Source organism: Klenkia terrae (assembly GCF_037083865.1).
Lineage (GTDB): Bacteria > Actinomycetota > Actinomycetes > Mycobacteriales > Geodermatophilaceae > Klenkia > Klenkia terrae.
The window spans coordinates 88760-114751 of sequence record NZ_JBAPLV010000014.1; the positions used below are offsets into that span (position 1 = coordinate 88760).

General features: G+C 74.6%; 27 protein-coding genes. 14 read left to right on the plus strand and 13 right to left on the minus strand.

What is annotated here, in order from left to right; genetic code table 11:
• Window positions 1-33 precede the first annotated feature (33 nt).
• Window positions 34-336 carry a hypothetical protein gene (locus UXQ13_RS13805; RefSeq protein ID WP_225233593.1) on the plus strand — a complete coding sequence of 101 codons (303 nt, stop codon included), beginning with the start codon at window positions 34-36 and terminating at the stop codon, window positions 334-336.
• Window positions 337-366: 30 nt separating this feature from the next.
• Here the strand turns inward: UXQ13_RS13805 and UXQ13_RS13810 are convergent, their stop codons facing one another.
• The 4 genes from UXQ13_RS13810 to UXQ13_RS13825 form a co-directional block, all read right to left on the minus strand.
• The gene (locus UXQ13_RS13810) at window positions 367-711 is read right to left on the minus strand and encodes a hypothetical protein (protein WP_225233594.1); all 345 of its coding nucleotides are present in this window, start codon (window positions 709-711) and stop codon (window positions 367-369) included.
• Window positions 712-752: 41 nt separating this feature from the next.
• Window positions 753-2561: an LCP family protein gene (locus tag UXQ13_RS13815; protein WP_225233595.1), complete on the minus strand. Its 1809-nt coding sequence runs from the start codon at window positions 2559-2561 to the stop codon at window positions 753-755.
• A 119-nt stretch (window positions 2562-2680) separates the two neighbouring features.
• Entirely contained in the window at window positions 2681-3877 is a 1197-nt protein-coding gene (locus UXQ13_RS13820) for a cytochrome P450 (RefSeq protein WP_225233596.1), read from the minus strand.
• 6 nt (window positions 3878-3883) lie between these two features.
• The gene (locus UXQ13_RS13825; RefSeq protein ID WP_225233597.1) at window positions 3884-4447 is read right to left on the minus strand and encodes a GNAT family N-acetyltransferase; all 564 of its coding nucleotides are present in this window, start codon (window positions 4445-4447) and stop codon (window positions 3884-3886) included.
• A 69-nt stretch (window positions 4448-4516) separates the two neighbouring features.
• On the opposite strand from UXQ13_RS13825, the gene UXQ13_RS13830 reads away from it, so the two are divergent.
• The 3 genes from UXQ13_RS13830 to UXQ13_RS13840 are packed head-to-tail and all read left to right on the plus strand — an operon-like array spanning window position 4517 to window position 7095.
• Window positions 4517-5479, plus strand: a complete 963-nt coding sequence (locus tag UXQ13_RS13830) for an acyl-ACP desaturase (RefSeq protein WP_225233598.1) — start codon at window positions 4517-4519, stop codon at window positions 5477-5479.
• Between the two features lie 22 nt (window positions 5480-5501).
• Window positions 5502-6299, plus strand: coding sequence for an exodeoxyribonuclease III (locus UXQ13_RS13835; RefSeq protein WP_225233599.1), 798 nt, complete (start codon window positions 5502-5504; stop codon window positions 6297-6299).
• 46 nt (window positions 6300-6345) lie between these two features.
• Entirely contained in the window at window positions 6346-7095 is a 750-nt protein-coding gene (locus UXQ13_RS13840) for a CPBP family intramembrane glutamic endopeptidase (RefSeq protein ID WP_225233600.1), read from the plus strand.
• Here the strand turns inward: UXQ13_RS13840 and UXQ13_RS13845 are convergent.
• Window positions 7073-7348, minus strand: a complete 276-nt coding sequence (locus tag UXQ13_RS13845) for a hypothetical protein (RefSeq protein ID WP_225233601.1) — start codon at window positions 7346-7348, stop codon at window positions 7073-7075. The two genes, UXQ13_RS13840 and UXQ13_RS13845, sit on opposite strands and share 23 nt — an antisense overlap.
• A 47-nt stretch (window positions 7349-7395) precedes the next feature.
• On the opposite strand from UXQ13_RS13845, the gene UXQ13_RS13850 reads away from it, so the two are divergent.
• Window positions 7396-7968, plus strand: a complete 573-nt coding sequence (locus UXQ13_RS13850; protein ID WP_225233602.1) for a TetR-like C-terminal domain-containing protein — start codon at window positions 7396-7398, stop codon at window positions 7966-7968.
• On the opposite strand, the gene UXQ13_RS13855 is transcribed toward UXQ13_RS13850, so the two are convergent.
• Entirely contained in the window at window positions 7961-8377 is a 417-nt protein-coding gene (locus UXQ13_RS13855) for a hypothetical protein (protein ID WP_225233603.1), read from the minus strand. The genes UXQ13_RS13850 and UXQ13_RS13855 overlap by 8 nt on opposite strands.
• Window positions 8378-8469: 92 nt before the next feature.
• Between UXQ13_RS13855 and UXQ13_RS13860 the strand changes: the two genes are divergently transcribed.
• From UXQ13_RS13860 to UXQ13_RS13870, 3 genes are read left to right on the plus strand one after another with little or no spacing between them, the layout of a single operon-like run.
• Window positions 8470-9552 carry an SPL family radical SAM protein gene (locus tag UXQ13_RS13860; protein WP_336392454.1) on the plus strand — a complete coding sequence of 361 codons (1083 nt, stop codon included), beginning with the start codon at window positions 8470-8472 and terminating at the stop codon, window positions 9550-9552.
• A gap of 11 nt (window positions 9553-9563) precedes the next feature.
• Entirely contained in the window at window positions 9564-10313 is a 750-nt protein-coding gene (yaaA, locus tag UXQ13_RS13865) for a peroxide stress protein YaaA (protein WP_225233605.1), read from the plus strand.
• Between the two features lie 33 nt (window positions 10314-10346).
• Window positions 10347-10667, plus strand: coding sequence for a putative quinol monooxygenase (locus UXQ13_RS13870; protein ID WP_225233606.1), 321 nt, complete (start codon window positions 10347-10349; stop codon window positions 10665-10667).
• Window positions 10668-10724: 57 nt separating this feature from the next.
• Here the strand turns inward: UXQ13_RS13870 and UXQ13_RS13875 are convergent, their stop codons facing one another.
• Both UXQ13_RS13875 and UXQ13_RS13880 read right to left on the minus strand, forming a co-directional pair.
• Window positions 10725-11765 (minus strand): NAD(P)-dependent alcohol dehydrogenase, encoded by a 1041-nt coding sequence (locus UXQ13_RS13875; protein ID WP_318249979.1) that lies wholly within the window; start codon window positions 11763-11765, stop codon window positions 10725-10727.
• A gap of 139 nt (window positions 11766-11904) precedes the next feature.
• Window positions 11905-12393, minus strand: a complete 489-nt coding sequence (locus UXQ13_RS13880) for a GNAT family N-acetyltransferase (protein WP_225233607.1) — start codon at window positions 12391-12393, stop codon at window positions 11905-11907.
• Window positions 12394-12459: 66 nt separating this feature from the next.
• Between UXQ13_RS13880 and UXQ13_RS13885 the strand changes: the two genes are divergently transcribed.
• The 5 genes from UXQ13_RS13885 to UXQ13_RS13905 all read left to right on the plus strand — a co-directional run bounded on the left by UXQ13_RS13885 (window position 12460) and on the right by UXQ13_RS13905 (window position 17933).
• Window positions 12460-13872 (plus strand): amidase, encoded by a 1413-nt coding sequence (locus UXQ13_RS13885; RefSeq protein WP_336392455.1) that lies wholly within the window; start codon window positions 12460-12462, stop codon window positions 13870-13872.
• A gap of 218 nt (window positions 13873-14090) precedes the next feature.
• Window positions 14091-15797, plus strand: a complete 1707-nt coding sequence (locus UXQ13_RS13890; protein ID WP_225233609.1) for a glycoside hydrolase family 13 protein — start codon at window positions 14091-14093, stop codon at window positions 15795-15797.
• Between the two features lie 64 nt (window positions 15798-15861).
• A complete protein-coding gene (locus UXQ13_RS13895) occupies window positions 15862-16470 on the plus strand; it encodes a TetR/AcrR family transcriptional regulator (RefSeq protein ID WP_225233610.1) in 609 nt (202 codons plus the stop codon).
• The gene (locus UXQ13_RS13900) at window positions 16467-16982 is read left to right on the plus strand and encodes a hypothetical protein (RefSeq protein WP_225233611.1); all 516 of its coding nucleotides are present in this window, start codon (window positions 16467-16469) and stop codon (window positions 16980-16982) included. The genes UXQ13_RS13895 and UXQ13_RS13900 overlap by 4 nt, the downstream gene beginning before the upstream one ends.
• Before the next feature lie 234 nt (window positions 16983-17216).
• Complete coding sequence (locus tag UXQ13_RS13905; RefSeq protein ID WP_225233612.1) at window positions 17217-17933, plus strand: response regulator transcription factor; 717 nt, start codon at window positions 17217-17219, stop codon at window positions 17931-17933.
• Window positions 17934-17938: 5 nt separating this feature from the next.
• Here the strand turns inward: UXQ13_RS13905 and UXQ13_RS13910 are convergent, their stop codons facing one another.
• The 5 genes from UXQ13_RS13910 to UXQ13_RS13930 all read right to left on the minus strand — a co-directional run bounded on the left by UXQ13_RS13910 (window position 17939) and on the right by UXQ13_RS13930 (window position 25084).
• Window positions 17939-18367: a hypothetical protein gene (locus UXQ13_RS13910; protein ID WP_225233613.1), complete on the minus strand. Its 429-nt coding sequence runs from the start codon at window positions 18365-18367 to the stop codon at window positions 17939-17941.
• Entirely contained in the window at window positions 18364-18900 is a 537-nt protein-coding gene (locus UXQ13_RS13915; protein WP_225233614.1) for a S26 family signal peptidase, read from the minus strand. Before UXQ13_RS13915 ends, UXQ13_RS13910 begins: the two co-directional genes overlap by 4 nt.
• 48 nt (window positions 18901-18948) lie before the next feature.
• On the minus strand, window positions 18949-19590 hold the full coding sequence (locus tag UXQ13_RS13920) for a TasA family protein (RefSeq protein WP_225233615.1): 642 nt from the start codon (window positions 19588-19590) through the stop codon (window positions 18949-18951).
• 120 nt (window positions 19591-19710) lie between these two features.
• Window positions 19711-24648, minus strand: a complete 4938-nt coding sequence (locus UXQ13_RS13925; protein WP_336392456.1) for an NAD-glutamate dehydrogenase — start codon at window positions 24646-24648, stop codon at window positions 19711-19713.
• A gap of 49 nt (window positions 24649-24697) precedes the next feature.
• Window positions 24698-25084 (minus strand): phage holin family protein, encoded by a 387-nt coding sequence (locus UXQ13_RS13930; protein WP_225233617.1) that lies wholly within the window; start codon window positions 25082-25084, stop codon window positions 24698-24700.
• Between the two features lie 52 nt (window positions 25085-25136).
• On the opposite strand from UXQ13_RS13930, the gene UXQ13_RS13935 reads away from it, so the two are divergent.
• Window positions 25137-25961, plus strand: a complete 825-nt coding sequence (locus tag UXQ13_RS13935) for an alpha/beta hydrolase (RefSeq protein ID WP_225233618.1) — start codon at window positions 25137-25139, stop codon at window positions 25959-25961.
• Window positions 25962-25992: the final 31 nt, after the last annotated feature.

The window sequence follows — 25992 nt, forward strand, 5'->3', positions numbered from 1 at the left end:
CTTCATCCACCCAGCGAGGAGTTCTGCACCCCCATGGCCACCATCGAGGGAACCGCCGTCCGCAAGCTCGTCATCGCCTGCGACGCAGGCATGGCCAGCAGCGTGCTGATGAGCGTCCAGCTGCGCAAGAGCCTGGGTGGGGTCGTGGTCGAGCACAGCCCGCTGGACGCCATCCCGGCCGACGCCGACGTCGTCCTCACCCACGACAAGCTCGCCGCCCGGGTCCGCGAGACCGCCGGCGACCGACCGGTCATCTCCTACGGCCAGGTCATCGGCGACCCCGCCGTCGCCGAGATGGTGCGCGCGATCAACGCCGGCGAGCCGATCTCCGCCTGACCCCCGGGCCCCACCCGCCCGGTCCGCAGCTCAGCCGCGGTGCCGGCCCTGGGTCGGTCCGGGGACCGGCTCGTCGGTCTGCGCGGCCCGTTCGTCCTCCCGCTGCAGCCAGCGCCACCGACCCGTGGCGCTCAGCTCGGCGGTGAGACCTGCTGCGTCCCGAGCGGCCCGGGCTGCATCGGTCAGCTCGAACTCACCGGTCCGCGGCCCCCGGGCATCGACCCGGCCCGCTGCCCGGGAGGCCAGCCGGCGCTCCCGCCGAGTGGGCAGGGCGGCGGGGTCCAAGGGCACCGGGAACCCGGCGCCCGGGTCGTCGTCGGTCGGCGTCATCGTGTCCCCCTGCATCCCGTCCCGGCTGCGCTTCCGCGCGACCATGGCACAGCCACCGGCCGCCGGTCAGGCCGGCGGCCGCCCGTTCACCCTCGGGTGGGCGGCTCGCCGGCGTCGATGGCCGCCTGGGCGGCTGCGGGGTCGTAGGCGCAGGCGTCCGCGACGTCGGCGACCGCACCCGTCGTGGGTGCCGCGCCGCTGGTCGGCGCGGCCGAGGTGGTCGTCGCCGGGGCCGGTGCCGCGGACGTCGGGGCGGCCGTCACCGGCGGCGCGGTGCCCAGGGCCTGCTGCACCAGCAGCCGGATCTGGTCGTAGTCCGGGTAGGCCGGGCTGATCACCGTGTCGTCGAAGACCACGCTGCGGATCCCGGCGTCCTTGACCAGGAAGGCGATGTCGACGAAGTCCCCCAGCACCGACTGCGGGATGTCGGTGCTCACGATGTCCGTCGTGGTCGCGGCCAGCTGCTGGTAGCGGGTCAGCAGGGTGACCGGGTCGGCCGCGGCGACGATGGAGTCCAGCACGCAGCGCTGCCGGTCCATCCGCTGGTAGTCGGTGAGGCCGAACCGGCCGCGGGAGAAGGCCAGCGCGGTGGCGCCGTCCATCTCCTGGTCCGGGCCGGGGGCGATGTAGGCGTCGGGCAGCGTGCCGATGCTGGGCTCGCCGCCCACCGGCACGTAGTAGTTGACGTTGACCGTGATGCCGCCGAGGGCGTCGACCAGCTGGCTGAACCCGTCCAGGTTGACCAGCACGTAGTAGTCGATCGGCAGGCCGAGGGCCTCGCCCACGCCGAGCTTGAGCCAGTCGGCACCCGGGTTGTCGCTGGGCGCGCCGAGCGCATCGGGGTAGAGCGCCGGGCCGTTGCGGTAGACCGCGTTGAGCAGGCTCTCGCTCTCCTCGCCGGCGTCGAACCCGTCGGGGAACAGCTCGGCCAGCTCGGTGCCCTGCGGGAACGGCAGGTCCTCCAGGTTGCGGGGCAGGCTGAACAGCGTGGTCGCGCCGGTGGCGGTCTCGATGCTGGCCACGATCACGGTGTCGGTGCGCACGCCCTCGCGCCCGTCGCCGCCGTCCCCGCCCAGCAGCAGGATGTTCACCCGCTCCTTGTCCCCGAAGGGGTTCACCGGGTCGGCCGGCTCCACGACCGTGGCGCTCTCGGAGTCGGCGAACACCGTGTCGACCAGGTTCCGCTGGGCGCCGGCCAACCGGACCGCGGCCACCGCGGGGACAGCGACCCCGACCATCAGCAGCACCACGAGCAGCACCCCGGCCGCCCGCTGCAGACCAGGCAGCCGCCGCGGCACGAGCAGCCGGTAGCCGAGCACGACGACGGTGATCCACAGGACGGCCAGCACACCCACGCCCACCATGACCCCGAGCAGCAGGTCCGGGTCGACGGCGGCGCGGACGGCGGTGCGCCGGCCGGCCGTCGCCAGCCAGGCCAGCCCGCCCAGCAGCACCACGAACACGGCCAGGACGACGGCACCGGTGCGGCGCCACCCGGCGGCCAGCAACCCGGTCCCCGGGACCAGGGCGCCGAGCACGGTGAGGCCGGCCGCCCGGCCGAAGCTGCGGGCCGGACGGCGCCCCCCGGCCGGGGGGGCGGACCGGTCCCGGGCAGCCTCGGGCGACCGGCGCGGCACGTCGGCGGCCACCGGGCGGACCCAGGCGGTCGCGACGTCGTCCTCGTCGGGGGTCGGCTCCGGCCGGGCAGGACGCTCGGGCTCGACCGGGGACAGCCCGGCCGCGGCCCGGGCGCGCGCGGCGAGCTCGGGGTCGGTCTTGCCCTCGGCTCGACGGCCTCGTCGGGTCCCGGGGGCCGGCGGGCGCCCGGCGTCGAGCTCGCGGCGCGGGATGCGGGCGGTGCTGTCGATCGGGTCGCTCGGGTCGGTCGGACCCATCAGGCGTTCACCCGCACGCTCTCGCCCGCTCGCAGTCCGGTCGGCACATCGACCCATGATCGCACCGCAACCGCCCGCACTTCCCCGTCAGCCGCGAACACAACCCTTTCGCGGCAGGATCACCAGCGCACCGGCAGCGCGTCCAGACCGAACACGATCGACCGCTGACGGAACGTCAGCATCTCCGGTGCGATGTCGACGGCCAGACCGGGGAAGCGCTGCAGCAGCGCAGGGAAGGCGATCTGCAGCTCGAGGCGGGCCAGCGGGGCGCCGAGGCAGTGGTGGATGCCGTGCCCGAAGGCCACGTGCTGGGTCGGCGTCCGGCGCAGGTCCAGCCGGTCGAGGTCGGCGGCCAGCCGGGGATCCCGGTCGGCGCCGGCCAGCGAGCAGAGCACCAGGTCGCCGGCGGCCACCTGCTGGCCGGCGAGCTCGACGTCGGCCCGGGCGAACCTCGGGAAGGCGACCTGGACGACGGTCAGGTGGCGCAGCAGCTCCTCCACCGCACCGGCCACCGCGGCCGGCTCGTCGCGCACCAGGGCCGCCCGCGCCGGGTCCCGCAGCAGGAGCAGGCTGCCCAGCGCCAGCATGCTCGCGGTGGTCTCGTGCCCGCCGACCAGCAGGCCGTCGACCAGCCCGGCGAGCTCGACGTCGTCGACGGCGTCCCCGTGGTCGCGCACCAGATCGCCGAGCAGGCCCGGGCCGGGGGCCGCGCGCTCGCGGGCGACCAGGTCCTGCAGGTGGGCCAGGCCATCGGCGGCGGAGTCCAGCGGCGCCAGGATCGACGCCAGCAGGTCGAACCGGCCGGTGGCGATGTCGGCGAAGGCCTCCTGGTCGGCGCGGGAGACCCCGAGCAGCTCACCGATCACCATCGCCGGCACCGGGGTGGCGAACTCGGCGACCAGGTCGGCCCCCGGGCCGGCCGCGGCCAGGACGTCCAGCCGCTCGTGCACGACCCGCTCCACGGCGGGGGCCAGGGTGGCCAGCCGGCGGGCGGTGAAGGCCGGCGCCAGCATGCGGCGCAGCCGGGTGTGGTCGGGCGGGTCGCGGAAGCCCAGCCCGCCCGGGTCGGCCAGCCCCAGGTCGCCGTCGTCGTCCCCGCCGGCGGCGGCCAGGTGGGCGAAGTCGTTGCTGAAGGCCTTGGTGTCGGCGAGCACCGCACGGACGTCGGCGTGCCGGGTCACCAGCCAGACCGGGTTGCCGAACAGGTCCAGCCGGGTGACCGGCCCCTCTTCGCGGCGGTCGGCCAGCCAGCCCACGGGGTCGACGTCCACCCGGGTCAGCGGGGCGAAGACGTCGTCGATCGCGAGGTCGGGCATGCCGGCTCAGTCGTGGTGGGGCTGGTCGTGGTTCCCGGGCAGCGCTGTGACGTCCAGCTCGAAGTGGATCGTCTGCAGCAGCGCACCCGGCGTCCGCTCGTCGAGCACCTCGCGGACCGGCATCGAGCGCCAGAAGGCCTCCGCGCCGGGGACGGCGGCGTCGGTGTGCAGGTAGACGGTCCGGTAGCCGGCCTCGACGGCGGCCCAGCGCGCCGCGGCGGCCACCAGGGCCCGGGCCACCCCGCGCCGGCGGTGCTCGGCCAGCACCCACACCCGGGCGAGCTGGGCGACCGACCGGCCGGCGTAGTGGTCGACCAGCACCTGCGGGCTGCGGGGACCGCCGGCCTTGACCGCGGTGGTGCCCAGCAGCGTGCCCTCGGCGTCCCGGGCCAGGAACAGCGCCTGCCCCGGCGTCCGCAGGTACGCCGTGGCCGGGTCGGCCAGGTCGGCGTGCCACTCCGGGCGGAAGCCGTAGCCCAGGTCCTCCCCGAGGACGCGCACCATCAGCGCCCGGGCGGGGGCGACGTCGTCGGGTCCGGCCAGGTCCACGGAGAGTCTCGTCGCGAGCATCGGGCAAGAGCGTGCCACACCCGGTGCGCGGGTAGCGTGGGACTCCTCGGCCCATCTCGGAGGTGCACGGTGTCCCAGAACCCGACCACGGCGGCCCTGCTGGCCGAACTCGAACCGGTCGTCGAGGAGAACCTGAACCGGCACGAGAAGATGGCCCAGGAGTGGCACCCGCACGACTACGTGCCGTGGTCCGAGGGCCGCGACTTCGCCTTCCTGGGCGGCGAGGACTGGGCGCCCGAGCAGTCCCGTCTCGACGCGACCGCCAAGGCCGCGATGATCACCAACCTGCTCACCGAGGACAACCTCCCCAGCTACCACCGGGAGATCGCCACCCGGTTCAGCCGGGACGGCGCCTGGGGCACCTGGGTCGGCCGCTGGACCGCCGAGGAGAACCGGCACGGCATCGCCATCCGCGACTACCTCGTGGTCACCCGCGGCGTCGACCCGGTGGAGCTCGAGCGGGCTCGGATGGACTACATGACGTCGGGCTACGACTCCGGGGACAAGACGCCGCTGGAGGCGGTGACCTACGTGTCCTTCCAGGAGCTGGCCACCCGGGTCAGCCACCGCAACACCGGCAAGGCGACCAACGACCCGATCGCCGACCAGATGCTCGCCCGGATCGCCAAGGACGAGAACCTGCACATGGTCTTCTACCGGAACATCGTCGCCGCGGCGCTCGAGATCGCCCCGGACGAGACCATGCGGGCCATCGCCGACGAGGTGATCGGCTTCGAGATGCCCGGCGCCACGATGGCCGGTTTCCGGAAGAACTCCACGATCATCGCCAAGGCCGGCATCTACGACCTGCGGCTGCACCACGACGATGTCGTCGCGCCGATCCTGCGGCACTGGAAGGTCTTCGAGCGCGAGGGCTTCGGCCCCGAGGGCGAGAAGGCCCGCGAGGACCTCGCCCAGTTCATGGTCGGGCTGGATGCGCAGGCGACGAAGTTCGTGGAGTCCCGGCAGCGGATGCGCGACCGCCTGCAGGCCCGCGCCGACGAGCAGATCGCCCCCCTCGCCCAAGCCTGAGGCGCCGCCTTAGGGTCGAGCGGTGCGCCTGGCGACCTGGAACGTGAACTCCGTCCGGACCCGGGTCGACCGGGTCACCGCGTTCCTCGAGCGCAGCGGGGTCGACGTCCTGGCGATCCAGGAGACCAAGTGCCGGGACGACCAGTTCCCGCACATGCCGTTCGAGGCGATCGGCTACGAGGTCGCCCACGTCGGGCTCAACCAGTGGAACGGCGTCGCGATCGTGTCCCGGGTGGGCATCGAGGACGTGCAGATCGGCTTCGACGGCATGCCGTCCTGGTCGGCCAAGGAGGGCCTGGACCCCGCCCCCGAGGCACGCGCGATCGGCGCGACCTGCGGCGGCGTCCGGACGTGGTCGCTGTACGTGCCCAACGGCCGCCAGCTCGGCGACCCGCACCTGGCCTACAAGCTCGACTGGCTCGCGGCGCTGCGGGAGAACGCCGCCGGCTGGCTGGCCGCGGACGCCGACGCGCAGATCGCGCTGACCGGCGACTGGAACATCGCCCCGGAGGACGGCGACGTGTGGGACATGGCGGTCTTCGCCCACTCCACGCACGTCAGCCCGCCCGAGCGCGCCGCCTTCGCCGCGGTCGTCGAGGCCGGCTACGCCGACGTCGTCCGTCCGCACACGCCGGGTGAGTACACGTACTGGGACTACACCCAGCTGCGCTTCCCGCGGCGCGAGGGGATGCGGATCGACTTCGCGCTGTGCTCCCCCGCCCTCGCCGCTCGGGTGACCGGCGCGGAGATCGACCGGCAGGAGCGCAAGGGCAAGGGCGCCAGCGACCACGCCCCGGTGGTCGTCGACCTCGCCGACTGACCGCGGGGGCCTCGCTCCCGGCGCGCACGCCCGGCATGCTCACCGCGTGACCGCACCGGTGACCGCCGCCCCGGTCCGGCACCCGTGGCTGTGGTCGGTGGCGGTCGCCGTCGGCTGGCGGGCCGTCGTCGTCGTCGCTGCGCTGGGACTGTCCCCGATGGCCGTCGCCGCGTTCCCCGACCTCGGTGCCGTGGTGGTCAACCTGCTGGCCTGCGCGGTGCCGCTGGCGGTCGTCGCCCGGCTGGGCTGGTGGCGGATGCCGTGGCTGCGCGAGGTGCGGCCCCGCGCGTGGTGGCCGCTGGCGCCGCTGGCTGTCGTCTACGCCGCGCGCATCGTGTTCGGCTGGGAGCTCGGCCCGGTCGAGGCGATGAGCACCGTCGTCCTGGTGCTGGTCGCGGCGACCAGCGAGGAGCTGTGGTCCCGCGGCGTCGTGCAGGAGCTGCTGCGCGCGGTCAGGCCGCTGTGGCGGGCGGTCGCCGTGGGCGTGCTCTTCGGCGTCGGGCACGTGCTGTCGGGCGTCGTGCTGGGCCGCGAGCTGGACTACCTGGCCTTCCAGGTGCCGCACGCGACCATCCAGGGCTTCGCGCTGGCCGCGCTGCGGATGCACGTGGTGTCGATCTGGCCGCTCGTCGGGCTGCACGCGCTGAGCAACCTGCTGGTGCTGGCCGAGGCCCCGGGCGCCGTCCCGGTCTGGTGGGAGGCCGGCCAGCTGCTGCTCACCCTGGCGTTCGGGCTCTGGCTGGTCCTCCGGTACGAGCGGCGCCCGGTGGAGGTCAGCGCGCCTGCAGGTCGGTGAACGACCCGTCGGCCTGGGGCAGCTGCACCCGGGTGGCCTCGCCGTTCATGCCGGAGTGCACGACGACGGCGACGACCGTGCCGTCGTCCAGCGTGGTGGTCAGCTCGCGCTCGCCATAGACGACCTTCGCGGCGTCGACCTGCGTGCCGTCGACAGCGAGGTCGACGCGGTTGACGACGACCAGCTTTTGGTCGAACCGCACCTCGACGGTGTGGCCCTGGATCTCCCCGGTGTACGTGGTGGTCGACAGCACGTCGTCCCCTCTCGCTCGGTTGCGTTCGTGGAGTTAACGTAACCCGCATGGCCCGACCCCGCGACCCCGAGATCGACCGCGCCGTCGCCCGGGCCTGCTTCGCGCTGCTCGCCGAGGAGGGCCGGGCCGGGCTGACCCGGGAGCGGATCGCGCGGCGGGCCGGGGTCAGCCTGCCCGCGCTCACCCGGCGGTACGCCACGGTCGAGGACGTCCTGCTGGCCGCGCTGCGCGCCGAGCCGGAGCCCCGGCCGCTGCCCCCGGTGAGCTCGCTGCGGGAGTTCCTGGTGGCCACGCTGCACCGGACCGCCGCGGGCCTCGCGGAACCGGGCGTCCGGCGGGCCTCCACCGAGCTGCTGGCCGCCGCGGCCGGCGACACCCGGATCGGCGAGGCCTTCGGCGACGCGCTCGCCGACGTGCGGGCCGAGGGCCACCGGTGGGTCGAGGACGCCCGCCAGCGCGGCGAGGTCCGGGCCGACCTGGACGCCGACACCGTGCTCGACCTGGTGGCCGGTGCGGCCTACTACCCGCTGCTGTGGCGCGGGGAGCTGCTGGCCGAGGACCACGTGGCCGACGTGGTGGAGCTGCTGCTGGCCGGGGCGGCGCCCCGGCCGGCTACCTGACGACGCCGATCGGCCCGGTCGGGGTCGGCGGGGCGGGCTTGCCGAAGGGGTGCACCGAGCTGACCGCGACCAGCTTCTCCACGGCCCGGCGCCAGCCGGCCGGCCGGGGTGCCCGGGCCTGCTGCTCCAGCTGCGCGATCCGGGCCTCGAGCTCGTCGACCCGGCCCGCGGCACGCACCGGCGGCACCGGCGCCGGACGGGCCAGCTCGGCCAGCTGGCCGGTGATGGCCTGCACGACCTCGGCGGCGTCCACCGGGCTCAGGTGCACGGTGCCCACGCAGACGCTCTCGCGCCAGATGCTCAGGTTGATCGCGTGCAGCTCGGGGTGCCGGGTGATCCGCACGCCACGGCCCTGACCGCGCCGGTCCAGCACCCACGAACCCATCCGCGTCACCGCCGGCACCGTCATGGGTCGACGGTCCTGCCCCCGGGCGCCGACGTCAAGGCAGACACCCTCGGCCGGGGGAAGCGAGCCCCCGCCGTCCGGTGTTGGAGGAGGTGATGACCACTGCTCCCGCGCCCACCCGCCTGTGGACGCCGTCCCGCGTCCTGGTGACCCGTTCCGCCGCCGCCCTCCCCCACGGCCGCCAGGTGCTGGAGCGGGTGCAGGCGGCCGGCGTGCCCGACGTCCAGGTGCTCGCCGGCGACCGGCTGCCCAACCTGCGCGGGGACGGCGACCGCGCCGCCTTCATGGCCGCCAAGGACACCCTCGCCGTGGTCGTGGGCGCGCCGTCCAAGCGCCGGCTGCAGCCGATCCCGCCGTCCGCGGACTGGCGCTTCGACCTGGCCGAGGGCTGCCCCGCGCACTGCCAGTACTGCTACCTGGCCGGCTCGCTCACCGGCCCCCCGATCACCCGGGTGTTCGCCGACCTGCCCGACGTGCTGGCCTCCCTCGACGGCTACGTCGGCCGCGGCGAGGTCACCTCGGGCACGGCCGAGCGCGGCCACGAGGGGACGACGTTCGAGGCGTCCTGCTACACCGACCCGCTGGCCATCGAGCACCTCACCGGCGGCCTGGCCACGGCGATCACGCACTTCGGCACCCACGACTGGCCCGGTCCGGTGCAGCTGCGGGCCACCACCAAGTTCGACGACGTCGAGTCCCTGCTCGAGCTCCCCCACCGCGGTCGCACCCGGCTGCGGTTCTCGGTCAACGCCGCCTCGGTGGCCCGCCGCTTCGAGGGCGCGACCTCCCCGGTGCCGGCCCGGGTCGCCGCGCTGGGCCGGGTGGCCGAGGCCGGCTACCCGGTGGGGCTGACCATCGCCCCGATCATGCCGGTCGAGGACTGGCGCACCGAGTACGGCGAGCTCCTGGACTCCGTCGCCGCCGTCCTCCCCCACCACGCCGACCTGACCGTCGAGTGCATCACCCACCGGTTCACCCCGAACTCCAAGGCGACGCTCACCGACTGGTACCCGCGCACCAAGCTGGAGATGGACGAGGAGCTGCGCACCACCAAGCGCGGCAAGTTCGGCGCGGTGAAGCACGTCTACCCCAAGGACGTGATGACCGAGCTGCGCGGCTGGTTCACCGACGCGGTCGAGCGCCGCCTGCCCGGCGCCCGCTTCCTGTACTGGACCTAGGCTCGCTCCTCGTGCTCGTGCTGCTGCCCCCCTCGGAGACCAAGCACCCCGGCGGGGACGGCGCCCCGCTGGACCTCGCCGCGCTGAGCCACCCGGAGCTGGACCCGGTGCGGGAGCAGTTGCTGGGCGGCATCGAGGCCCTGGCCGGCGACGTGCCGGCCTCCCGGAAGGCGCTCGGGGTCAGCGCCGCGCAGGACGCCGAGATCGCCCGCAACGCCGCCGTCCGGACGGCGCCGACGCTGCCCGCCCTGGACCGGTACACCGGCGTGCTCTACGACGCGCTGGACGTCCGGTCGCTGACCCGGGCGCAGCGGGTCAAGGCCGACCGGCGGCTGGCCGTCGGGTCGGCGCTGTTCGGCCTGGTCCACGGCGGCGAGCCGATCCCCGCCTACCGCCTGTCGGCGATCTCCCACCTGCCGGGTCTCCCCCGGCTCCGGGCGCTGTGGCGGCCGGTGCTGGGCCCGGTGCTCGCGGCCGCGGCCGACGGGCTGGTCGTCGACCTGCGCTCGGGCAGCTATGCCGATCTGGCACCGGTCCCGGGTGCGGTGACCGTCGACGTGCTCAGCGAGCGGGCCGACGGCTCGCGCGCGGTGGTCAGCCACTTCAACAAGGCGCACAAGGGTCGGCTGGCCCGGCTGCTGGCCACCACCCGCGCCGAGCCGGCCGACGTGGTCGGCCTGGTGGCCCTGCTCCGCCGGGGTGGGTTCCACGTGGAACGGGCTCGGGGCAGCGCGGCGCTGACCCTCGTCGTCCCGGCCTGAGCGGGACGGCGCCGGGCGCCGCAGACTGGACGCATGATCTTCATCTGCGTCCGATTCCCGGTGAAGCCCGAGCACGCCGACCAGTGGCCCGAGCTCACCCGCGCGTTCACCGAGGGCACCCGCGCCGAGCCCGGCAACCTCTTCTTCGACTGGTCGCGCAACGTCGAGGACCCGACCGAGTACATCCTCATCGAGGGCTTCGCCGACGACGCCGCCGAGGCGCACGTGACCAGCGACCACTTCAGGACCGCCCAGGCAGAGCTGCCGCAGTACCTGGTCCGCACCCCGAAGGTCCGCAACATGCAGATCCCCGGCGAGCACTGGGACGACCTGGGCGAGTTCACCGTCTCCTGAACGCAGGACGCCCCCCGGCGGTGCTGTGCCGGGGGGCGTCGAGGACCTGCGCTCAGCTCACAGACGCGCGGTGTCGATCACGAAGCGGTAGCGGACGTCGGAGTGCACGACGCGCTCGTAGGCCTCGTCGATCTGGTCGCCGCCGATGACCTCGACCTCGGCGCCCAGGTGGTGCTCGGCGCAGAAGTCGAGCATCTCCTGGGTCTCGCGGATGCCGCCGATCTTCGAGCCGGCCAGCGAGCGGCGGTTGGTGATGAGCGAGAACGCGGCCTCGGTCATCGGCTGCTCGGGGGCGCCGACCTCTACCAGGGTGCCGTTGACCCGGAGCAGGCCCAGGTAGGCGTCCAGGTCCAGGGTCGCCGAGACGGTGTTGACGATCAGGTCGAACTCACCCTTGAGCGTCTCGAAGGTGCTCTCGTCGCTGGTCGCGTAGTAGTGCTCCGCGCCGAAGCGCAGGCCGTCCTCCTGCTTCTTCAGCGACTGGGACAGCACGGTGACCTCGGCGCCCAGCGCCGCGGCGATCTTGACGCCCATGTGGCCGAGCCCGCCGAGGCCGACGATGGCGACCTTCTTGCCCGGGCCGGCACCCCAGTGCTTGAGCGGGGAGTACAGCGTGATGCCGGCGCACAGCAGCGGGGCGGCCTGCTCCAGCGAGATGCCCTCGGGGATGCCCAGGACGTAGTTCTCGTCGACGACGATCTGCTCGGAGTAGCCGCCGTCGGTGGGCTTGCCGTCCTGCATGCCGCCGTAGGTGCCGGTCTCGCCCTTCAGGCAGTACTGCTCCTCGCCGGCCAGGCAGTTCTCGCACTCGCGGCAGGAGTCGATGAAGCAGCCGACGCCGACCCGGTCGCCGACGGAGTACTTGGTGACGTCGGAGCCGACCTCGGCCACGACCCCGGCGATCTCGTGCCCGGGCACCAGCGGGTAGTTGGCGGCACCCCACTCGTCGCGCGCGGTGTGGATGTCGGAGTGGCAGATGCCGGCGTAGGCGATCTCGATCCGGACGTCGTTCGGGCGGACGTCGCGGCGCTCGATGGTGGTGCGCTCGAAGGAGCCGCCGGCGGAGGCGGTGGACCGGGCGGTCACGGTGGTGGGCACGTGGATCTCCTCGGTTCTCGGTACGGGGGGAGCGCCGGGATCCCTGCGGACCCAGCAGCGCCCACCCCACCTACCCGCATGCGATCTGTTGCACACGACCGATCCGGGCGACCTGGGTCACGCCGGGCGACGAGTGGGGTCAGACGTCCTTCTGGAACCAGGCGACGTCGACGTACCGGCCGAACTTGTGGCCGACCTCGCCGAACGTGCCGACGTGGCGGAAGCCGAACGCCCGGTGCAGGGCCTCCGACGCCGGGTTGGGCTGGGCGATGACCGCGATCGCCCGGTGCACGTCCTCCCCCGCCAGGACCTCGAACAGGGCCGCGTACAGCGCGCGGCCGAGACCCTGGCCCACGGCGTCCGGGGCCAGGTAGACGCTGGTCTCCACGGTCGCGTCGTAGGCCGGCCGGGGCCGGAACCGGCCGCTGCTGGCGAACCCGACCACGGCGCCGGCGCGCTCGGCGACCAGCACGCGGTGCCGACCGCCCGCATGGTCGGCCAGCCAGGCCCGCCGGTGCTCGAGGGTCGGCGGGACCAGGTCGAACGTGGCCAGCGTGTGCAGCACGTGGTGGTCGTAGACGGCGCTGATCGCCGCGGCGTCGGCGTCGGTGGCGGGTCGGACGGTCACCGGGTCAGTGTGCCGACGTCCCGAGATCTCTCACCACTGAGATACTTTCCGCGCTACGGTCGCCCGGTGACCGACGAGCTGTGCACCCGCCCCGCCACCGAGCTGGCCGCGCTGATCCGCACCCGCGAGGTGAGCGCCCGCGAGGTGCTCGAGGCGCACCTAGCCCGCATCGACCGGTACGACGGCCAGGTCAACGCGATCGTGACCCGCGACGACGACGCCGCGCGCGCCGCGGCCGACGACGCCGACGCCCGGCTGGCGGCCGGCGAGGCGGTCGGCCCGCTGCACGGCATCCCGGTGGCGCACAAGGACACCCACCAGACCGGCGGGATGCGGACGACGTGGGGCTCGCCGCTGCACCGGGACACCGTGCCGGCCCGCGACGAGCTCGTCGTCGCCCGGCTCAAGGCCGCCGGGGCGATCCGGGTCGGCAAGACCAACGTGCCCGAGTTCGCCGCCGGCTCGCACACCTTCAACACCCTCTTCGGCGCCACGCACAACCCCTACCGGCACGGGCTGTCCGCCGGCGGCTCCTCGGGCGGGGCGGCCGCGGCGCTGGCCGCAGGGTTCGTGCCGCTGGCCGAGGGCAGCGACATGGGCGGCTCACTGCGCAACCCGGCCGCGTTCAACAACGTCGTCGGGCTGCGGCCGACGCCGGGCCGGGTGCCCTCGCACCCGACCGCGATCGGCTGGTCGCAGCTCTCGGTGCAGGGACCGATGGCCCGCACCGTCTCCGACGTCGCGCTGGGGCTGTCCGTGCTGGCCGGCGCCGACCCGCGGGTGCCGATCTCGCTGACCGACCCGGCCGCCGCCTTCGCCGACCCGCTGCCCACCGAGCTGACCGGGCTGCGGATCGCCTGGACGCCGGACCTGGGCGGCCGGGTCCCGGTGGACCCGGCGATCACCGAGGTGCTGATGGCCCAGCTGCAGGTCTTCCGCGACCTGGGGGCCACGGTCGACGAGGACTGCCCCGACCTGACCGGTGCCGACGAGGCGTTCGGCGTCCTGCGGGCCTGGCTGTTCGAGGCCTCGTTCGGCGACGCCGTCCGCCGCTCCCCCGACCTGGTCAAGGACACCATCAAGTGGAACGCCTCGGTCGGTGCGGCCCTCACCGGTGCCGACGTCGGCCGCGCCGAGGTGGCGCACACCAAGCTGTACGAGCGGGTGGTCGAGTTCTTCACCCGCTACGACGTCCTGCTGGCGCCGGTGACCCAGGTGCTGCCTTTCCCCGTCGAGCAGGAGTACCCGACGTCCGTCGCCGGCGTGGAGTTCGACGACTACCTGGGCTGGATGCGCTCCTGCACCCTGATCAGCGCCACCGGCTGCCCGGCGCTGAGCGTCCCCGGCGGGTTCACCCCCGACGGCCTGCCGGTGGGTCTGCAGGTCATCGCCGCACCCCGGGCCGACCGGCGGGTGCTGGAGGTCGGCCACGCCTTCGAGCAGGCCACCGGCCACGGCCTGCGCCGCCCCGTGCTGTGACACCGCGATCCTCCGGATCGCACCGCGGTCGACGGCCGTCCCGACCGCCGCTGAGCCGCTGCGAGTGATCCGGTCGGGAGGGCTCCGCCCCCCGCGACCGGATCACGCCGGCACCCTGCCGTCCCCGACCCGTGTGCGGCCTCGGCACGCATCTGAACCGCGACTGCGCGGACGGTGCGCGACTGCGGGGTGACCGGATGGTCGGCAGGATGGGGCTGGTGACCTCCGCGAACCCGCCCTGGTGGACCTCGGCCGTCGTCTACCAGGTGTACCCCCGCTCCTTCGCCGACTCCGACGGCGACGGGATCGGCGACCTCGAGGGCATCCGCGGCAAGCTGGACCACCTGGCCGACCTGGGCGTGGACGTCGTCTGGCTGTCACCGGTGTACCGCTCGCCGCAGGACGACAACGGCTACGACATCAGCGACTACCAGGACATCGACCCCGCGTTCGGCACGCTGGACCAGTTCGACGCGCTGCTCGCCGACGCGCACGCCCGAGGCATCAAGATCGTGATGGACCTGGTGGTCAACCACACCAGCGACGAGCACCCGTGGTTCGTGGAGTCCCGCAGCTCGACGGTGAGCCCCAAGCGCGACTGGTACTGGTGGCGGGACGCCCGCGAGGGCATGGACGCCGGCACCCCGGGCGCCGAGCCGACCAACTGGCAGTCCTTCTTCTCCGGGCCCTGCTGGGAGCTCGACGAGACGACCGGCCAGTACTACCTGCACCTGTTCAGCCGCAGGCAGCCCGACCTGAACTGGGAGAACGCGCAGGTCAGGCGGGCGGTCTACGAGATGATGCGGTGGTGGCTGGACCGCGGGGTCGACGGCTTCCGGATGGACGTGATCAACATGATCAGCAAGCAGCCCGACCTCCCCGACGGCCCGCCGATCCCCGGTACCCCCTATGGCGACGGCAGCGTGGCGACCTTCTTCGGCCCACGGCTGCACGAGTTCCTCGCCGAGATGCACCGCGAGGTGTTCGCCGGTCGGGACGCCGACCTGATCACCGTCGGCGAGATGCCCGGCGCCACGGTCGAGCAGGCCCGCCTGGTCACCGACCCGGCCCGCGCCGAGCTGGACATGGTGTTCCAGTTCGAGCACGTGCAGCTGGACCAGGGCGCGTCCAAGTGGGACCACCGGCCGCTGCGGCTGACCGACCTGAAGGCCTCGTTCGGCCGCTGGCAGGCCGGTCTGGCCGACGTCGGCTGGAACTCCCTGTACTGGGACAACCACGACCAGCCGCGCGCGGTGTCCCGGTTCGGCGACGACTCCCCCGCGTACCGACGGGACTCCGCGACGTGCCTGGCCACCCTGCTGCACGGCCACCGCGGGACGCCCTACGTCTACCAGGGCGAGGAGATCGGCATGGCCAACTCCACCTGGTCCTCGGTCCGCGACTTCCGGGACATCGAGACGCTCAACCACGTCGCCGAGGCCACCGCGCTCGGGGCCGACCCGGAGGAGGTGCTGGCCACCCTGCGCCCGGCCAGCCGGGACAACGCCCGCACCCCGGTGCAGTGGGACGCCACCGAGCACGCCGGGTTCACCACCGGGACGCCGTGGATCGGGGTCAACCCCGACCACGTCGAGTGGAACGTCGCGGCCCAGCGGGAGGACCCGCACTCGGTGCTGGCCCACCACCGGGCGCTGATCGCGCTGCGGCACGCGGACCGCACCGTGCAGCTCGGTGACTTCACGATGCTGCTGCCCGACCACGAGGACGTGTACGCCTTCACCCGCAGCCTGGACGGCGACACCCTGCTCGTGGTCTGCAACGTGTCGGCCACCCCGTACCCGCTGGCCGAGCTGCTGCCCGAGGCCGTCGGCGACGAGCTCGTGCTGGGCAACCGGGACCACCTGCCCGACCACGACGACGCCGTCCTCGGGCCCTGGGACGCCCGGATCCTGCGCCTGCGCTGACCGCCGACCGCGGCGGGCTCCTCTAGCCTCGGTCCCGGTCGGGGTGGGGAGGACGGAGGAGCGGATGGCGGGCGTGCCGTACGGCACGGCGAAGGAGGCCCTCCTGCAGGCCGCGGTCACCATCGCGGCCACCCGGGGCCTGCGCGGCCTGACCTACCGGTCGGTGGCCGCCGCGGCCGGGGTGACCCACGGGTCGGTCCGCTACCACTTCGGCAGCTGGGACGCCCTCGTCGAGGAGGCGCTGCTGCACTGCGTCGGCCCGAGCATCGACGACATCCACCTGCGCTCCCCCGGCCTCGGCTTCGGCGAGCTGGCCTCGGGCATCGTCGAGATGGTCACCGGGCACCCCGAGGTCCAGGCGTTCCAGTTCGAGCTCTACCTGGAGGGCCGCCGCCGGCCGGAGATCGCCGCGGTCATGGAGCGGGTGAACGCCCGCTACCGCGCCGCGGTGCGCGAGGAGCTGGTGCGCAACGGGCTGGGCGACCCCGACCTCGCCGAGCTGGTCTTCCTCACCATCGACGCGTTGGTCCTGCACCAGACCGCGTTCGGCGGGGCCGAGCGCACCGAGCGGGCGGTCGCGGCCCTGCGCCGGCTGCTGCGCAGCCATGCCCACCTGGATGCCGACCAGCACGCCGACCAGCACGCCGTCGACCCGGCAGGATGGTCCGGGTGAGCCAGCCACCGCCCTGGAACCAGCCCCAGCCGTGGAACCAGCCGCCGCCCTGGGGCCACCAGCCCGCCGGGCCCCCGCCGCGGGCCGACGGTGGCGGCGTGCCGCTGCTGGTGCTCGGCCTGGTCACCGCCCTGCTGGGCCTGCTCGGCGCGTTCCTGCCCAACTACAGCTACGGCGACGGCATCGGGAGCTACAGCCCGCTGCTCCAGTCGATCAACGGCGACACCTTCTTCCAGGCCGCCGGGTTGGCGCTCCTCGCCGGCGTCGTCCTGCTGGTCGTCGGCGCGCTGCTGCAGCGTCGCCGGGTGGGGGTCGGCACCGGGCTGCTGCTGGTCGGGGCCGGGATCGTGCTCCAGGCGGGCGGCGGCCAGCTGCTGGGGTTGTTGCAGGCCGCCGTCGACCCCCGGCTGAGCAGCGGCATCGCCGTCGGCGGTGTCCTGCTGGTCCTCGCCGGCGCCACCGCGGTCGCCACCGTCGTCGTCGGTCTGCTCCGGCTGGCCCGCCTGCGCTGACCGCCCGGCGGTCACCCTGGGTGGCCGGGGACGCCCACCGTCACCGGACGGATCAGTTCCGCACCCGATGGGGTGGTCACCGGGCCCGGGGCAGAGCGGGTGCCCGGAGCGGTCGTTGGACTGGGTGCACCGGTGCCCGCCGCGGCGCCCAGACCCACCGGAGGATGCCGTGCCCTGCCCGTCCCCCTCCCGCGCCCCGCGCCGGGCGGCTGCCCCGCGGACCGGTGGTCAGCGGTGACGCGGGGATCGGTCCTCGTCGTCGAGGACGTCGTCGAGACCCGGGAGCTGGTGGCCTGCGCGCTGGGCCGGGCCGGGCTCGGCGTCCGGGCCGTGGGGACCGCGCGGGAGTGCCGGGCGGAGGTGGCCGCGGCGCCGCCCGACGTCGTCGTCCTGGACCTGGAGCTGCCCGACGCCGACGGCACCGAGCTGTGCCGGGAGCTGCGCACCCGGACGCACGCCTACCTGCTGCTGCTCAGCGCGCAGGCCGACGAGGTCGACGTGCTGGTCGGCCTGGCCGCCGGCGCCGACGGGTACATGGCCAAGCCGTTCTCCACCCGCGAGCTCACCGCCCGGGTGCAGACGTTCCTTCGCCGCCCGGCCACGCTGCCGGCCGGCCCCGCGGCCGGCCAGGTCACGGTGCGGGTGCCGGCGACGCGGACCACGGTGGGCGACCTCGAGGTCGACGAGGCCACCCGCGAGGTCCGGGTGCGCGGGGCCCTCGTGCCGTTGACCCGCACCGAGTTCGACCTGCTGCACGCGCTGGCCCGCCGGCCCGGCCGGGTGCTGCCGCGGGAGGTGCTGCTGCACGAGGTCTGGCACAGCGACTGGGAGGGCAACCTGCGGCTGGTCGAGGCGCACATGTCCAACCTGCGCCGCAAGCTCGCCGTCGGCGGGCTCGGCCGCCCCGAGCTCCGCACCGTCCGCGGGGTGGGCTACCGGCTGGTCGCCTGAGCCGGTCAGCACGTGTAGGTCACCGTCCCGGGCACGGACAGCCAGCCGTAGTCGGTGACCGCCACGACCGAGAAGCTGTGGGTCGCGGTGCTCAGCACCGCCTTCGTGGCCGCCCTCGAGGTGCTCGTGCCGCCGACCGTGACGACGGGGCGGGCGCTGCCGTTGACCGTCTCGGTGACCCGGTAGCCGGTGACCCGGGCGGTGGTGCTGGCCGTCCAGCCCACCCGCACCGTGTAGCCGGTGGTCAGCAGGCTGCAGCTGGTCGACCCGGCGGTCGAGGTGCCGGTCGGCGGCGCGACCGTCGCGGTGCCGACCGAGACCGGGGCCACGACGGACGCGGTGAACCGGGCCGACGCCGTCCCGGGGGCACCCGTCACCACCGTGGCCACCACGCCGAGGACCAGCGTCCACCGGCGCACCCCGGCGGTGCTCACGCGGTGCGCCCGGGCCGGGCCGGTCGCCACACCGCGGCCAGCGCCCACCCGGCCAGCAGGACGGGCGCACCCCAGACCAGGGCGTAGGACACCGGCGGGGTGCGCAGCAGCTGGATCGCGCGGCCCACCGCCGGGACCACGGCGCGCACCCGCCAGGCGGTGTCCCCCGCCGCGAAGGTCGCCGTCCACGGGTCGGCGGCGTCGTTCGCGTCGCCCCGGGTGGTGATCGTGACGGACCCGTCCGGCCGGACGTCGGCGGACACCACCCGGTGGCTGACCACGCGCCGGTCACCGACCGGGATGTGGAAGGTGAGCACCATCCCCGGCTCGATCTCGGCCACCGGCAGCGCGGTGTCCACGACCACGTCGCCGGGCTCGATCCCCGGCGCCATGCTCGGGGTGAGCATGGTCGCCGTCCGGTAGCCCAGGACGTGCGGGCCGACGGCCAGCGCGGCGAAGGCGAGCACCGCCAGCACCAGCACCAGGTCGGCCAGGCGGCGCAGCACCGCTCGGGCGCGCAGGACGGCGGTCACGGGGCTCCTCTCCCGGTCGACGGCGGGGTGCGGGCGGGCGCGCCCGGGTCAGCGGGCGGTGCCGGCGCGCTGGGTGCCGACGAACTCCAGGGCGACGACCGCGGTCTTGGCCTGGAACGTGTTGTCGGCCGCCTGCGGCAGCGCGAGGGACACGACCAGGTTGGCGGTGCCGGCGGCCGGCAGCGCTGCGGGCACAGCCAGCGCGGTGGCGGTGCCGAGGACCGGCCGGGAGGCGAGCACCGGGGTCGTGGTGCCGGTGCAGGTGTAGGTGTACGCGGGCGCCGTCCCGGCCTCGGTCCACGGCACGGAGCAGGCGTCGATCGTCATCTGCAGGCCGTTGGTGGCGTCGCTGGTGAGCAGGCTCGCGGTGGTCGCGGTCGTGTTCAGCACGATCGTGGCCAGCGCCTGGTCGCCGGTGTTGGACAGCGTCACCGCCCGGCTGATGGTGTCGCCGGGCACGATGTTCGCCGCGGTCACCGACAGCCGGTTGGCCGCCGTGCCGGTCGCACCGAGGGCGATCGAGACGGTGCCGGTGTTCACCGTCTCGGTGGCGCTCGTGCTGCTGGTGAAGGTGCCGAACGTACCCAGCCCGGCGACGGCGGCCGCCGCCCCGACCACGCACAGGGAGACGGCGATCTTGCCCCCGGTCGAGCGGGCGGTCCGGCGGGCGAGGGGCGTGGTGGCGCTCATGGGGGCTGCTCCAGGTCGGTTCCGTCGACCGGCGTCCACCGGCGTCGGGACCGACCCTGACCGGCCACCCTCGTTGCGGCCTGCAGCGTTCCGCAATGTTTCCGCAGGGTCGGCGCGGCGTCAGCCGCGGGCGCGCAACCCCCGCAGCGTGCGGACGGCGACCACGAGCTCGGCCAGCTCGTGCGCCTCGCCGGCGGCCAGCTCGGCCAGCTGCGCGGCGGCGCGGCGCTGGCCGGTGTCCCAGCGCTCCGCCCAGCGGGCGACCAGGGCGCCCGGGTCCTCGTCGTCGGCGCGGCGCCCGCGGAGCACCTCGGCGGTGAGCGCGGCCTGCTCGGCCGTGAGGTCGTCGCGCAGGGAGGCGCGGGCCATCGCCGGCCAGCGGCGGTCCCGGGGGAGCCCGATCACCAGCTCGCGCAGCGGCACCAGGTCGAGCCTGGCCCCGACGTGCTCCCAGACCCGTCCGGTCAGCTGGATCGGCGCGCCGGTGTCCTCGCAGACCCGGGTGAGGTCCAGGGCACCGGGCAGCAGCGGGGCGACCGCGGCGGTGGCGGCCAGGTCGGCCGGCACCCCGGCGGAGCGGAACCCGGCGGCCCGCTCGGCGTAGGCGTCGGCATCGGCCCCGAGCAGCCACTGCGGCAGCTGCTGGGCCACGGTGGCCACCGCACCGGCGAAGCGGGCGGTCACCGTCGCGATCGGCGCCCCGGGCTCGGCGGACAGCTCGGGCAGGTGCAGCAGCCAGCGGGCGGCCCGCTCGGCCAGCCGGGTGGCCTCGGTGCGCAGCTGCACCTGGACGGCGGCCGGCACCCGGTTGTCCAGCGGCCGGGCGGCGTCCCAGAACCGGTCGACGTCGAACACCGCCCGGGCCACCGCGTGCGCCCGGACGACGGCGACCAGCGGCGCGCCGGTCTCCTCGGCCAGCCGGAACAGCCCGGTGACCCCGGCGACGTTGACCGCCCGGTTGACCAGCGCGGTGGTGATGATCTCCCGGCGCAGCGGGTGCTGGGCGACCGCGTCGGGGAACCGCTCGCGCAGCGGGCCCGGGGCGTACTCGGTGAGCAGGCGGTCCAGCGCCGGGTCGTCGGGCAGCGTGGAGTGCAGCACCGCGGCGTCCGCCTCGAGCTTGGCGTAGGCCAGCAGCACCGAGAGCTCGGGCGAGGTCAGCGCCTGGCCGTCGCGGCGCCGCTCGGACAGCGCCCGGCCGTCGGGCAGCGCCTCCACCGCCCGGTCCAGCCGGCCCGAGCGCTCCAGGGCCCGCATGAACCGGGTGTGCGCGTCGAGCAGGCTGCGGGCCGAGGCGGACTCGGCGGCCAGCGTGGCGTTCTGCGCGTAGTTGTCGGTGAGCACCTGGGCGGCGACCTCGTCGGTCATCGAGGCCAGCAGCTCGGCCCGGCCCTCGGCGCCCAGCTGGACGGCGCCCAGCGCGATCTTCAGGTTGACCTCGTGGTCGGAGGTGTCCACCCCGGCGGAGTTGTCGATCGCGTCGGTGTTCACCCGCCCGCCGGCCCGGGCGTACTCCACGCGCCCGCGCTGGGTCAGCCCCAGGTTGCCGCCCTCGCCGACCACCCGGACGCGCAGCTGCTCGCCGTCCACCCGCACCGCGTCGTTGGCCTTGTCGCCGACGTCCAGGGCGCTCTCGGTCGTGGCCTTGACGTAGGTGCCGATGCCGCCGTTGAACAGCAGGTCCACCGGGGCCAGCAGCACGGCGCGGATCAGCTCGGCGGGGGTCAGGTGCTCGACGTCCTCGGCCAGCCCCAGCGCCTCGCGCATCGGCCCGCTGACCGGCACCGACTTCGCCGTCCGCGGCCACACGCCGCCGCCGGCGCTGATCAGCATCGGGTCGTAGTCGGCCCAGCTGGACCGGGGGAGGGCGAACAGCCGCTGCCGCTCGGCGAAGGACGTCGCAGCGTCGGGGGTGGGGTCGACGAACACGTGCCGGTGGTCGAAGGCGGCCACCAGGCGCAGGTGCTCGCTCAGCAGCATCCCGTTGCCGAACACGTCGCCGCTCATGTCGCCGACGCCGACGACGGTGATCTCCTGGGTCTGGGTGTCGATGCCCAGCTCGCGGAAGTGCCGGGTGACCGACTCCCAGGCGCCGCGGGCGGTGATCCCCATGGCCTTGTGGTCGTAGCCGACCGACCCGCCCGAGGCGAAGGCGTCGCCCAGCCAGAAGCCGCGCCGGATCGCGACGGCGTTGGCCAGGTCGGAGAAGGTCGCCGTCCCCTTGTCGGCGGCGACGACCAGGTAGGTGTCGTCGCCGTCGTGCCGGACCACGCCCTCGGCCGGGACGACGGCGCCGTCGACCAGGTTGTCGGTCAGCGACAGCAGCGCGCCGATGAACAGCTCGTAGCAGGCCTTGCCCTCGGCCAGCCACGCCTCCCGGTCGGCCGGCGGGCGCAGCAGCACGAAGCCGCCCTTGGCGCCGGTGGGCACGATGACGGTGTTCTTCACCGTCTGCGCCTTGACCAGGCCGAGGATCTCGGTGCGCAGGTCCTCCCGGCGGTCGGACCACCGCAGTCCGCCGCGGGCGACCGCGCCGAACCGCAGGTGGACGCCGGTCACCCGGGGCGAGGACACCCAGACCTCGCGGGCCGGGCGCGGCTCGGGCAGGTCGGGCACCGCGTGCGGGTCGAGTTTGATCGCCAGCGGGGTGCCGTCGGTGAACGCACCGGCGACGTAGGCGGTGGTCCGCTGGGTCGCCCGGACGGCGGCCAGCAACGCGGTGAGCACCCGGTCGGCGTCCAGCGACGAGACCGCCCCGATCCGGTCGGTCAGCCGGTCGACGATCGCGCGCTCGGCGCCGGCCCGGTCGCCGGTCTGCCGCGGGTCGAAGCGGACCGCGAACAGGTCGACGACGCCGGAGACGATCTCCGGGTGCCCGGCCAGCACGGACTCCACGTAGCCGGCGGAGAACGGCAGCCCGCCCTGGCGCAGCCACTGCACGTAGGCCCGCACCACGGCCACCTGCTGCCAGGTCAGCCCGGCGACCAGCACCAGCGCGCCCAGGCCGTCGTCCTCGGCGTCCCCGCGCCAGACGGCGGCGACGGCGTCGGTGAACCGGCGGGGGAGGGAGTCCAGCGCCGGGACGTCGGTCGTGGGCGTGGCCAGGCCGAAGTCGTACACCCAGGCCAGCGGGGCGCCGATCCGGTCGATCTCGTAGGGACGCTCGTCGACGACGTCCACCCCGAGGTGCTGCAGCACCGGCAGCACGGCCGACAGCAGCAGCCGCTCGCCGACCCGGAAGACGGTCAGCCGGCGCTCGCCGGGGGCGGCGTCGCGGGGGGTCCACAGCCGCAGCGAGAGCTCGCCGGGCTGCAGGGACTCCAGCCGGTCCAGGTCGCCGACGGCGGTGGAGGCGGGGAAGTCGGCCTGGTAGGCGGGCGGGAAGGCGTCGGCCACCTGGGCCAGCCGACGCTCGGCGTCCACTCCGTACTCGGCGGTGAGGACGTCGGACAGGTCGTCGGTCCAGCTGCGGGCCGCGGCGGCCAGCTGCCGCTCCAGCTCGGGGACGTCGACCTCGGGCAGCGCGGCGACGCCGCGGCGGGCCTGCACCCGGACGACGAAGTGCAGCCGGGTCAGCACCGACTCGGTGGAGCGGGCGGTGTACTCGATCGAGGAGCCGCCGAGGGTGGACAGCAGCAGCTGCTGCATCGCCAGCCGGACCTCGGTGGTGTACCGGTCGCGGGGCAGGTAGACCAGCGCGGAGAAGAACCGGCCGAAGGGGTCCCGGCGGAGGAACAGCCGGGTCTGCCGGCGCTCGCGCAGGTGCAGCACGGCCAGCGCGACCGGCAGCAGCTCCTCCACGTCGACCTGCAGCAGCTCGTCGCGCGGGTAGGTCTCCAGGACGTCGAGCAGCTCCTTGCCGGTGTGGCTGCCGGCGTCCACCCCGGAGCGGGCCAGCACGGCCGCGGCGGTGCGGCGGACCAGCGGCACCTCGGTGACGCTGGCGGTGTAGGCCCCGGTCGGGAACAGCCCGACGATCCGGTGCTGGCGGATCCGCGAGCCCTGCGGCCCGGGCAGCGCGATCGCCACGACGTCCAGCCAGGCCGGGCGGTGCACGGTGGAGCGGACGTCGGCCTTGGTGACCAGGACCCGCCGTCCCAGCGCACCGCGCGCCGCGGCGCTGACCGGCACCACCGGGGTGCTCATGTCGGTGTCGGCGCGCAGCACACCCAGCCCGCTGGCCGGCACGGCGGTGGTGGCCGCCTCGCCGCCGGCGTCGACCAGGTCGACGTCGCGGGCGCCGAGGAAGACGAAGTTGCCGTCGACCATCCAGCGCAGCAGGGCCGCGGCCTCGTGCGGGTCGTCGACGGGGTCCTCGGTGGTCGAGGCCGGCTCGGCGTCCAGGAAGTGCCCGTTCTCCTGTTCCAGGAAGTGGGCGAGGTCCAGGGCGCGGGCCTTGAGCTTCTCGGCGTCCTCGTGCACCCCGCGGACGTCGGCCAGCACGGTGCGCAGGCCGGCGACCAGGTCGTCGGCTGCCTCGTCGTCGATCGCGCCGGCCAGCACGACCGCGATCCAGGACTCGTGGATCGCGTCGGCGGGGTCGGCGCCGTCGCAGAACTGCAGCAGGTTGCCGGCGATGTCCCGGCGGACGGACACGACCGGGTGGACGACGTGGTCCAGCACGACCTTCTGCCGGACGACCTCGGCGGCCACCGAGTCGACCAGGAACGGCATGTCGTCGGTGACCACCCGCAGCACCGAGGCACCGCCGACGGTGCGGTCCACGGCCACCAGCGCAGCGCCCTGCGGGCGGACCGCGGCGAGGGCCAGGTGGTCCAGCGCCAGGCGGGCCAGCGAGCCCGGGTCGTGCCCGACCACCTCGGCGGCCGGCTCCCCGCGGAAGTAGGAGTGCACGACCGCGGGGACGTCGTCGTCGGTCAGCCCGGCCGGGAGCTCGGGCACCTCCTCGGTGGCCAGCGCCTCGCCGGCGAGGTCGAGCAGGTGCGCCTTCTCGGTGCGCGCGGCCTCCAGGGCGGCCATGTCGGCGGGCCGGATGATGTCCGGGGCGGGCTCCGGGGTCGTCGAGATCGGCTGGTGGACGGTCCCGGGACGAGCCATGACCCGACGCTAGTGCGCTGCGCTGCCGCGCGTCACCAACACGCCACGGTCAGCGCTTGACCTCCAGCGGCAGGACCAGCTCGGCGATCCAGCTGAACAGGGCGATGAGGAAGCCGCCGACGACCGCCGTCCAGAAGCCGTCGACCTCCAGGCGGTCGCTGATCGCCGCGGTGATGCCCAGCAGCGCCGCGTTGATGACCAGCAGGAACAGCCCCAGGGTGAGGACGACGAACGGCAGCGACAGCAGCCGTACGACCGGGCCGACCAAGGTGTTGACCACGGCGAACAGCAGCGCGACCCAGAGGTAGGTGCCGACCTCCCCGAAGGTCCCCTCGGTGTTGCCGATGACGGTGATGCCGGAGACCAGCTGGGTGACCACGTAGATGATCACGGCCAGGACGACGACACGGAGCGCGAACTTCACGATCGTGGACACGGGGAGAAGGTAGCGGCGACCACCCCCGCCTGCGCGGACCTACGCTGCGGCCGTGACCACGCACACGGACGGGCACCTCTCCACCGGGCAGTACTGGCAGGGGTGGGTGCCCGACGAGGTGACCGGGGTCGTCGTCCTGGTGCACGGGCTGCACGAGCACGGCGGCCGGTACGCCCACGTCGCGGAGCGGCTGACCGCGGCCGGCTACGCCTCGTACGCCGCCGACCACCCGGGGCACGGCCGGTCCCCGGGCAGCCGCGGCAACATCGGCTCGATGGCCGCGACGGTGGCCGGCGTCGACGAGTTGGCCGGGCTCGCCCTAGGCCGGCACGCCGGCGTCCCGCTGTTCGTCTACGGGCACAGCATGGGCGGGCTGGTCGCCGCCCAGCACCTCACCGGGTCGCCGTCGGTGCCCGTCCGCGGTGCCGTGCTGTCGGCCGCGGCGCTGGACCTCAGCTCGGCCAGCCCGCTGCAGCAGAAGGTCGCCCCGGTGCTGGGCCGGCTGCTGCCCGACCTCGGCGTCCTCACCCTGGACGCCGACGCGGTCAGCCGGGACCCCGCCGTCGTGGCCGCCTACCGGGCCGACCCGCTGAACCGGATGGGCAAGGTCCGGGCCCGCACCGGCGCCGAGATGATCACCACGGTGGCCGCGATGCCCGAGCGGCTGCGCCGGCTGACCATGCCGGTGCTGGTGATCCACGGCGGTGCCGACCGGCTGGTCCCGCCGGCGGCGAGCGAGTTCGTGGCCTCGACGGTCTCCTCGGCCGACGTCACGCACACCGTCTACGACGGGCTGTTCCACGAGCCGCACAACGAGCCCGAGCGGGACCGGGTCCTGGACGACGTCGTCGGCTGGCTCGACGCGCACCGGGTCTGACCATCTCTACGGCTGTCTAAGTTCGAGCGTA

What these genes read in the sequence shown, in the direction of transcription:
- UXQ13_RS13870 (WP_225233606.1), top strand. Translation starts at nt 10,347, where the DNA reads ATGATCTTCATCTGCGTCCGATTCCCGGTGAAGCCCGAGCACGCCGAC.
- UXQ13_RS13820 (WP_225233596.1), bottom strand. Translation starts at nt 3,877, where the DNA reads ATGCCCGACCTCGCGATCGACGACGTCTTCGCCCCGCTGACCCGGGTG.
- UXQ13_RS13815 (WP_225233595.1), bottom strand. Translation starts at nt 2,561, where the DNA reads ATGGGTCCGACCGACCCGAGCGACCCGATCGACAGCACCGCCCGCATC.
- UXQ13_RS13860 (WP_336392454.1), top strand. Translation starts at nt 8,470, where the DNA reads ATGACCACTGCTCCCGCGCCCACCCGCCTGTGGACGCCGTCCCGCGTC.
- UXQ13_RS13855 (WP_225233603.1), bottom strand. Translation starts at nt 8,377, where the DNA reads ATGACGGTGCCGGCGGTGACGCGGATGGGTTCGTGGGTGCTGGACCGG.
- UXQ13_RS13825 (WP_225233597.1), bottom strand. Translation starts at nt 4,447, where the DNA reads ATGCTCGCGACGAGACTCTCCGTGGACCTGGCCGGACCCGACGACGTC.
- UXQ13_RS13810 (WP_225233594.1), bottom strand. Translation starts at nt 711, where the DNA reads ATGGTCGCGCGGAAGCGCAGCCGGGACGGGATGCAGGGGGACACGATG.
- UXQ13_RS13850 (WP_225233602.1), top strand. Translation starts at nt 7,396, where the DNA reads ATGGCCCGACCCCGCGACCCCGAGATCGACCGCGCCGTCGCCCGGGCC.
- UXQ13_RS13805 (WP_225233593.1), top strand. Translation starts at nt 34, where the DNA reads ATGGCCACCATCGAGGGAACCGCCGTCCGCAAGCTCGTCATCGCCTGC.
- UXQ13_RS13920 (WP_225233615.1), bottom strand. Translation starts at nt 19,590, where the DNA reads ATGAGCGCCACCACGCCCCTCGCCCGCCGGACCGCCCGCTCGACCGGG.
- UXQ13_RS13895 (WP_225233610.1), top strand. Translation starts at nt 15,862, where the DNA reads ATGGCGGGCGTGCCGTACGGCACGGCGAAGGAGGCCCTCCTGCAGGCC.
- UXQ13_RS13925 (WP_336392456.1), bottom strand. Translation starts at nt 24,648, where the DNA reads ATGGCTCGTCCCGGGACCGTCCACCAGCCGATCTCGACGACCCCGGAG.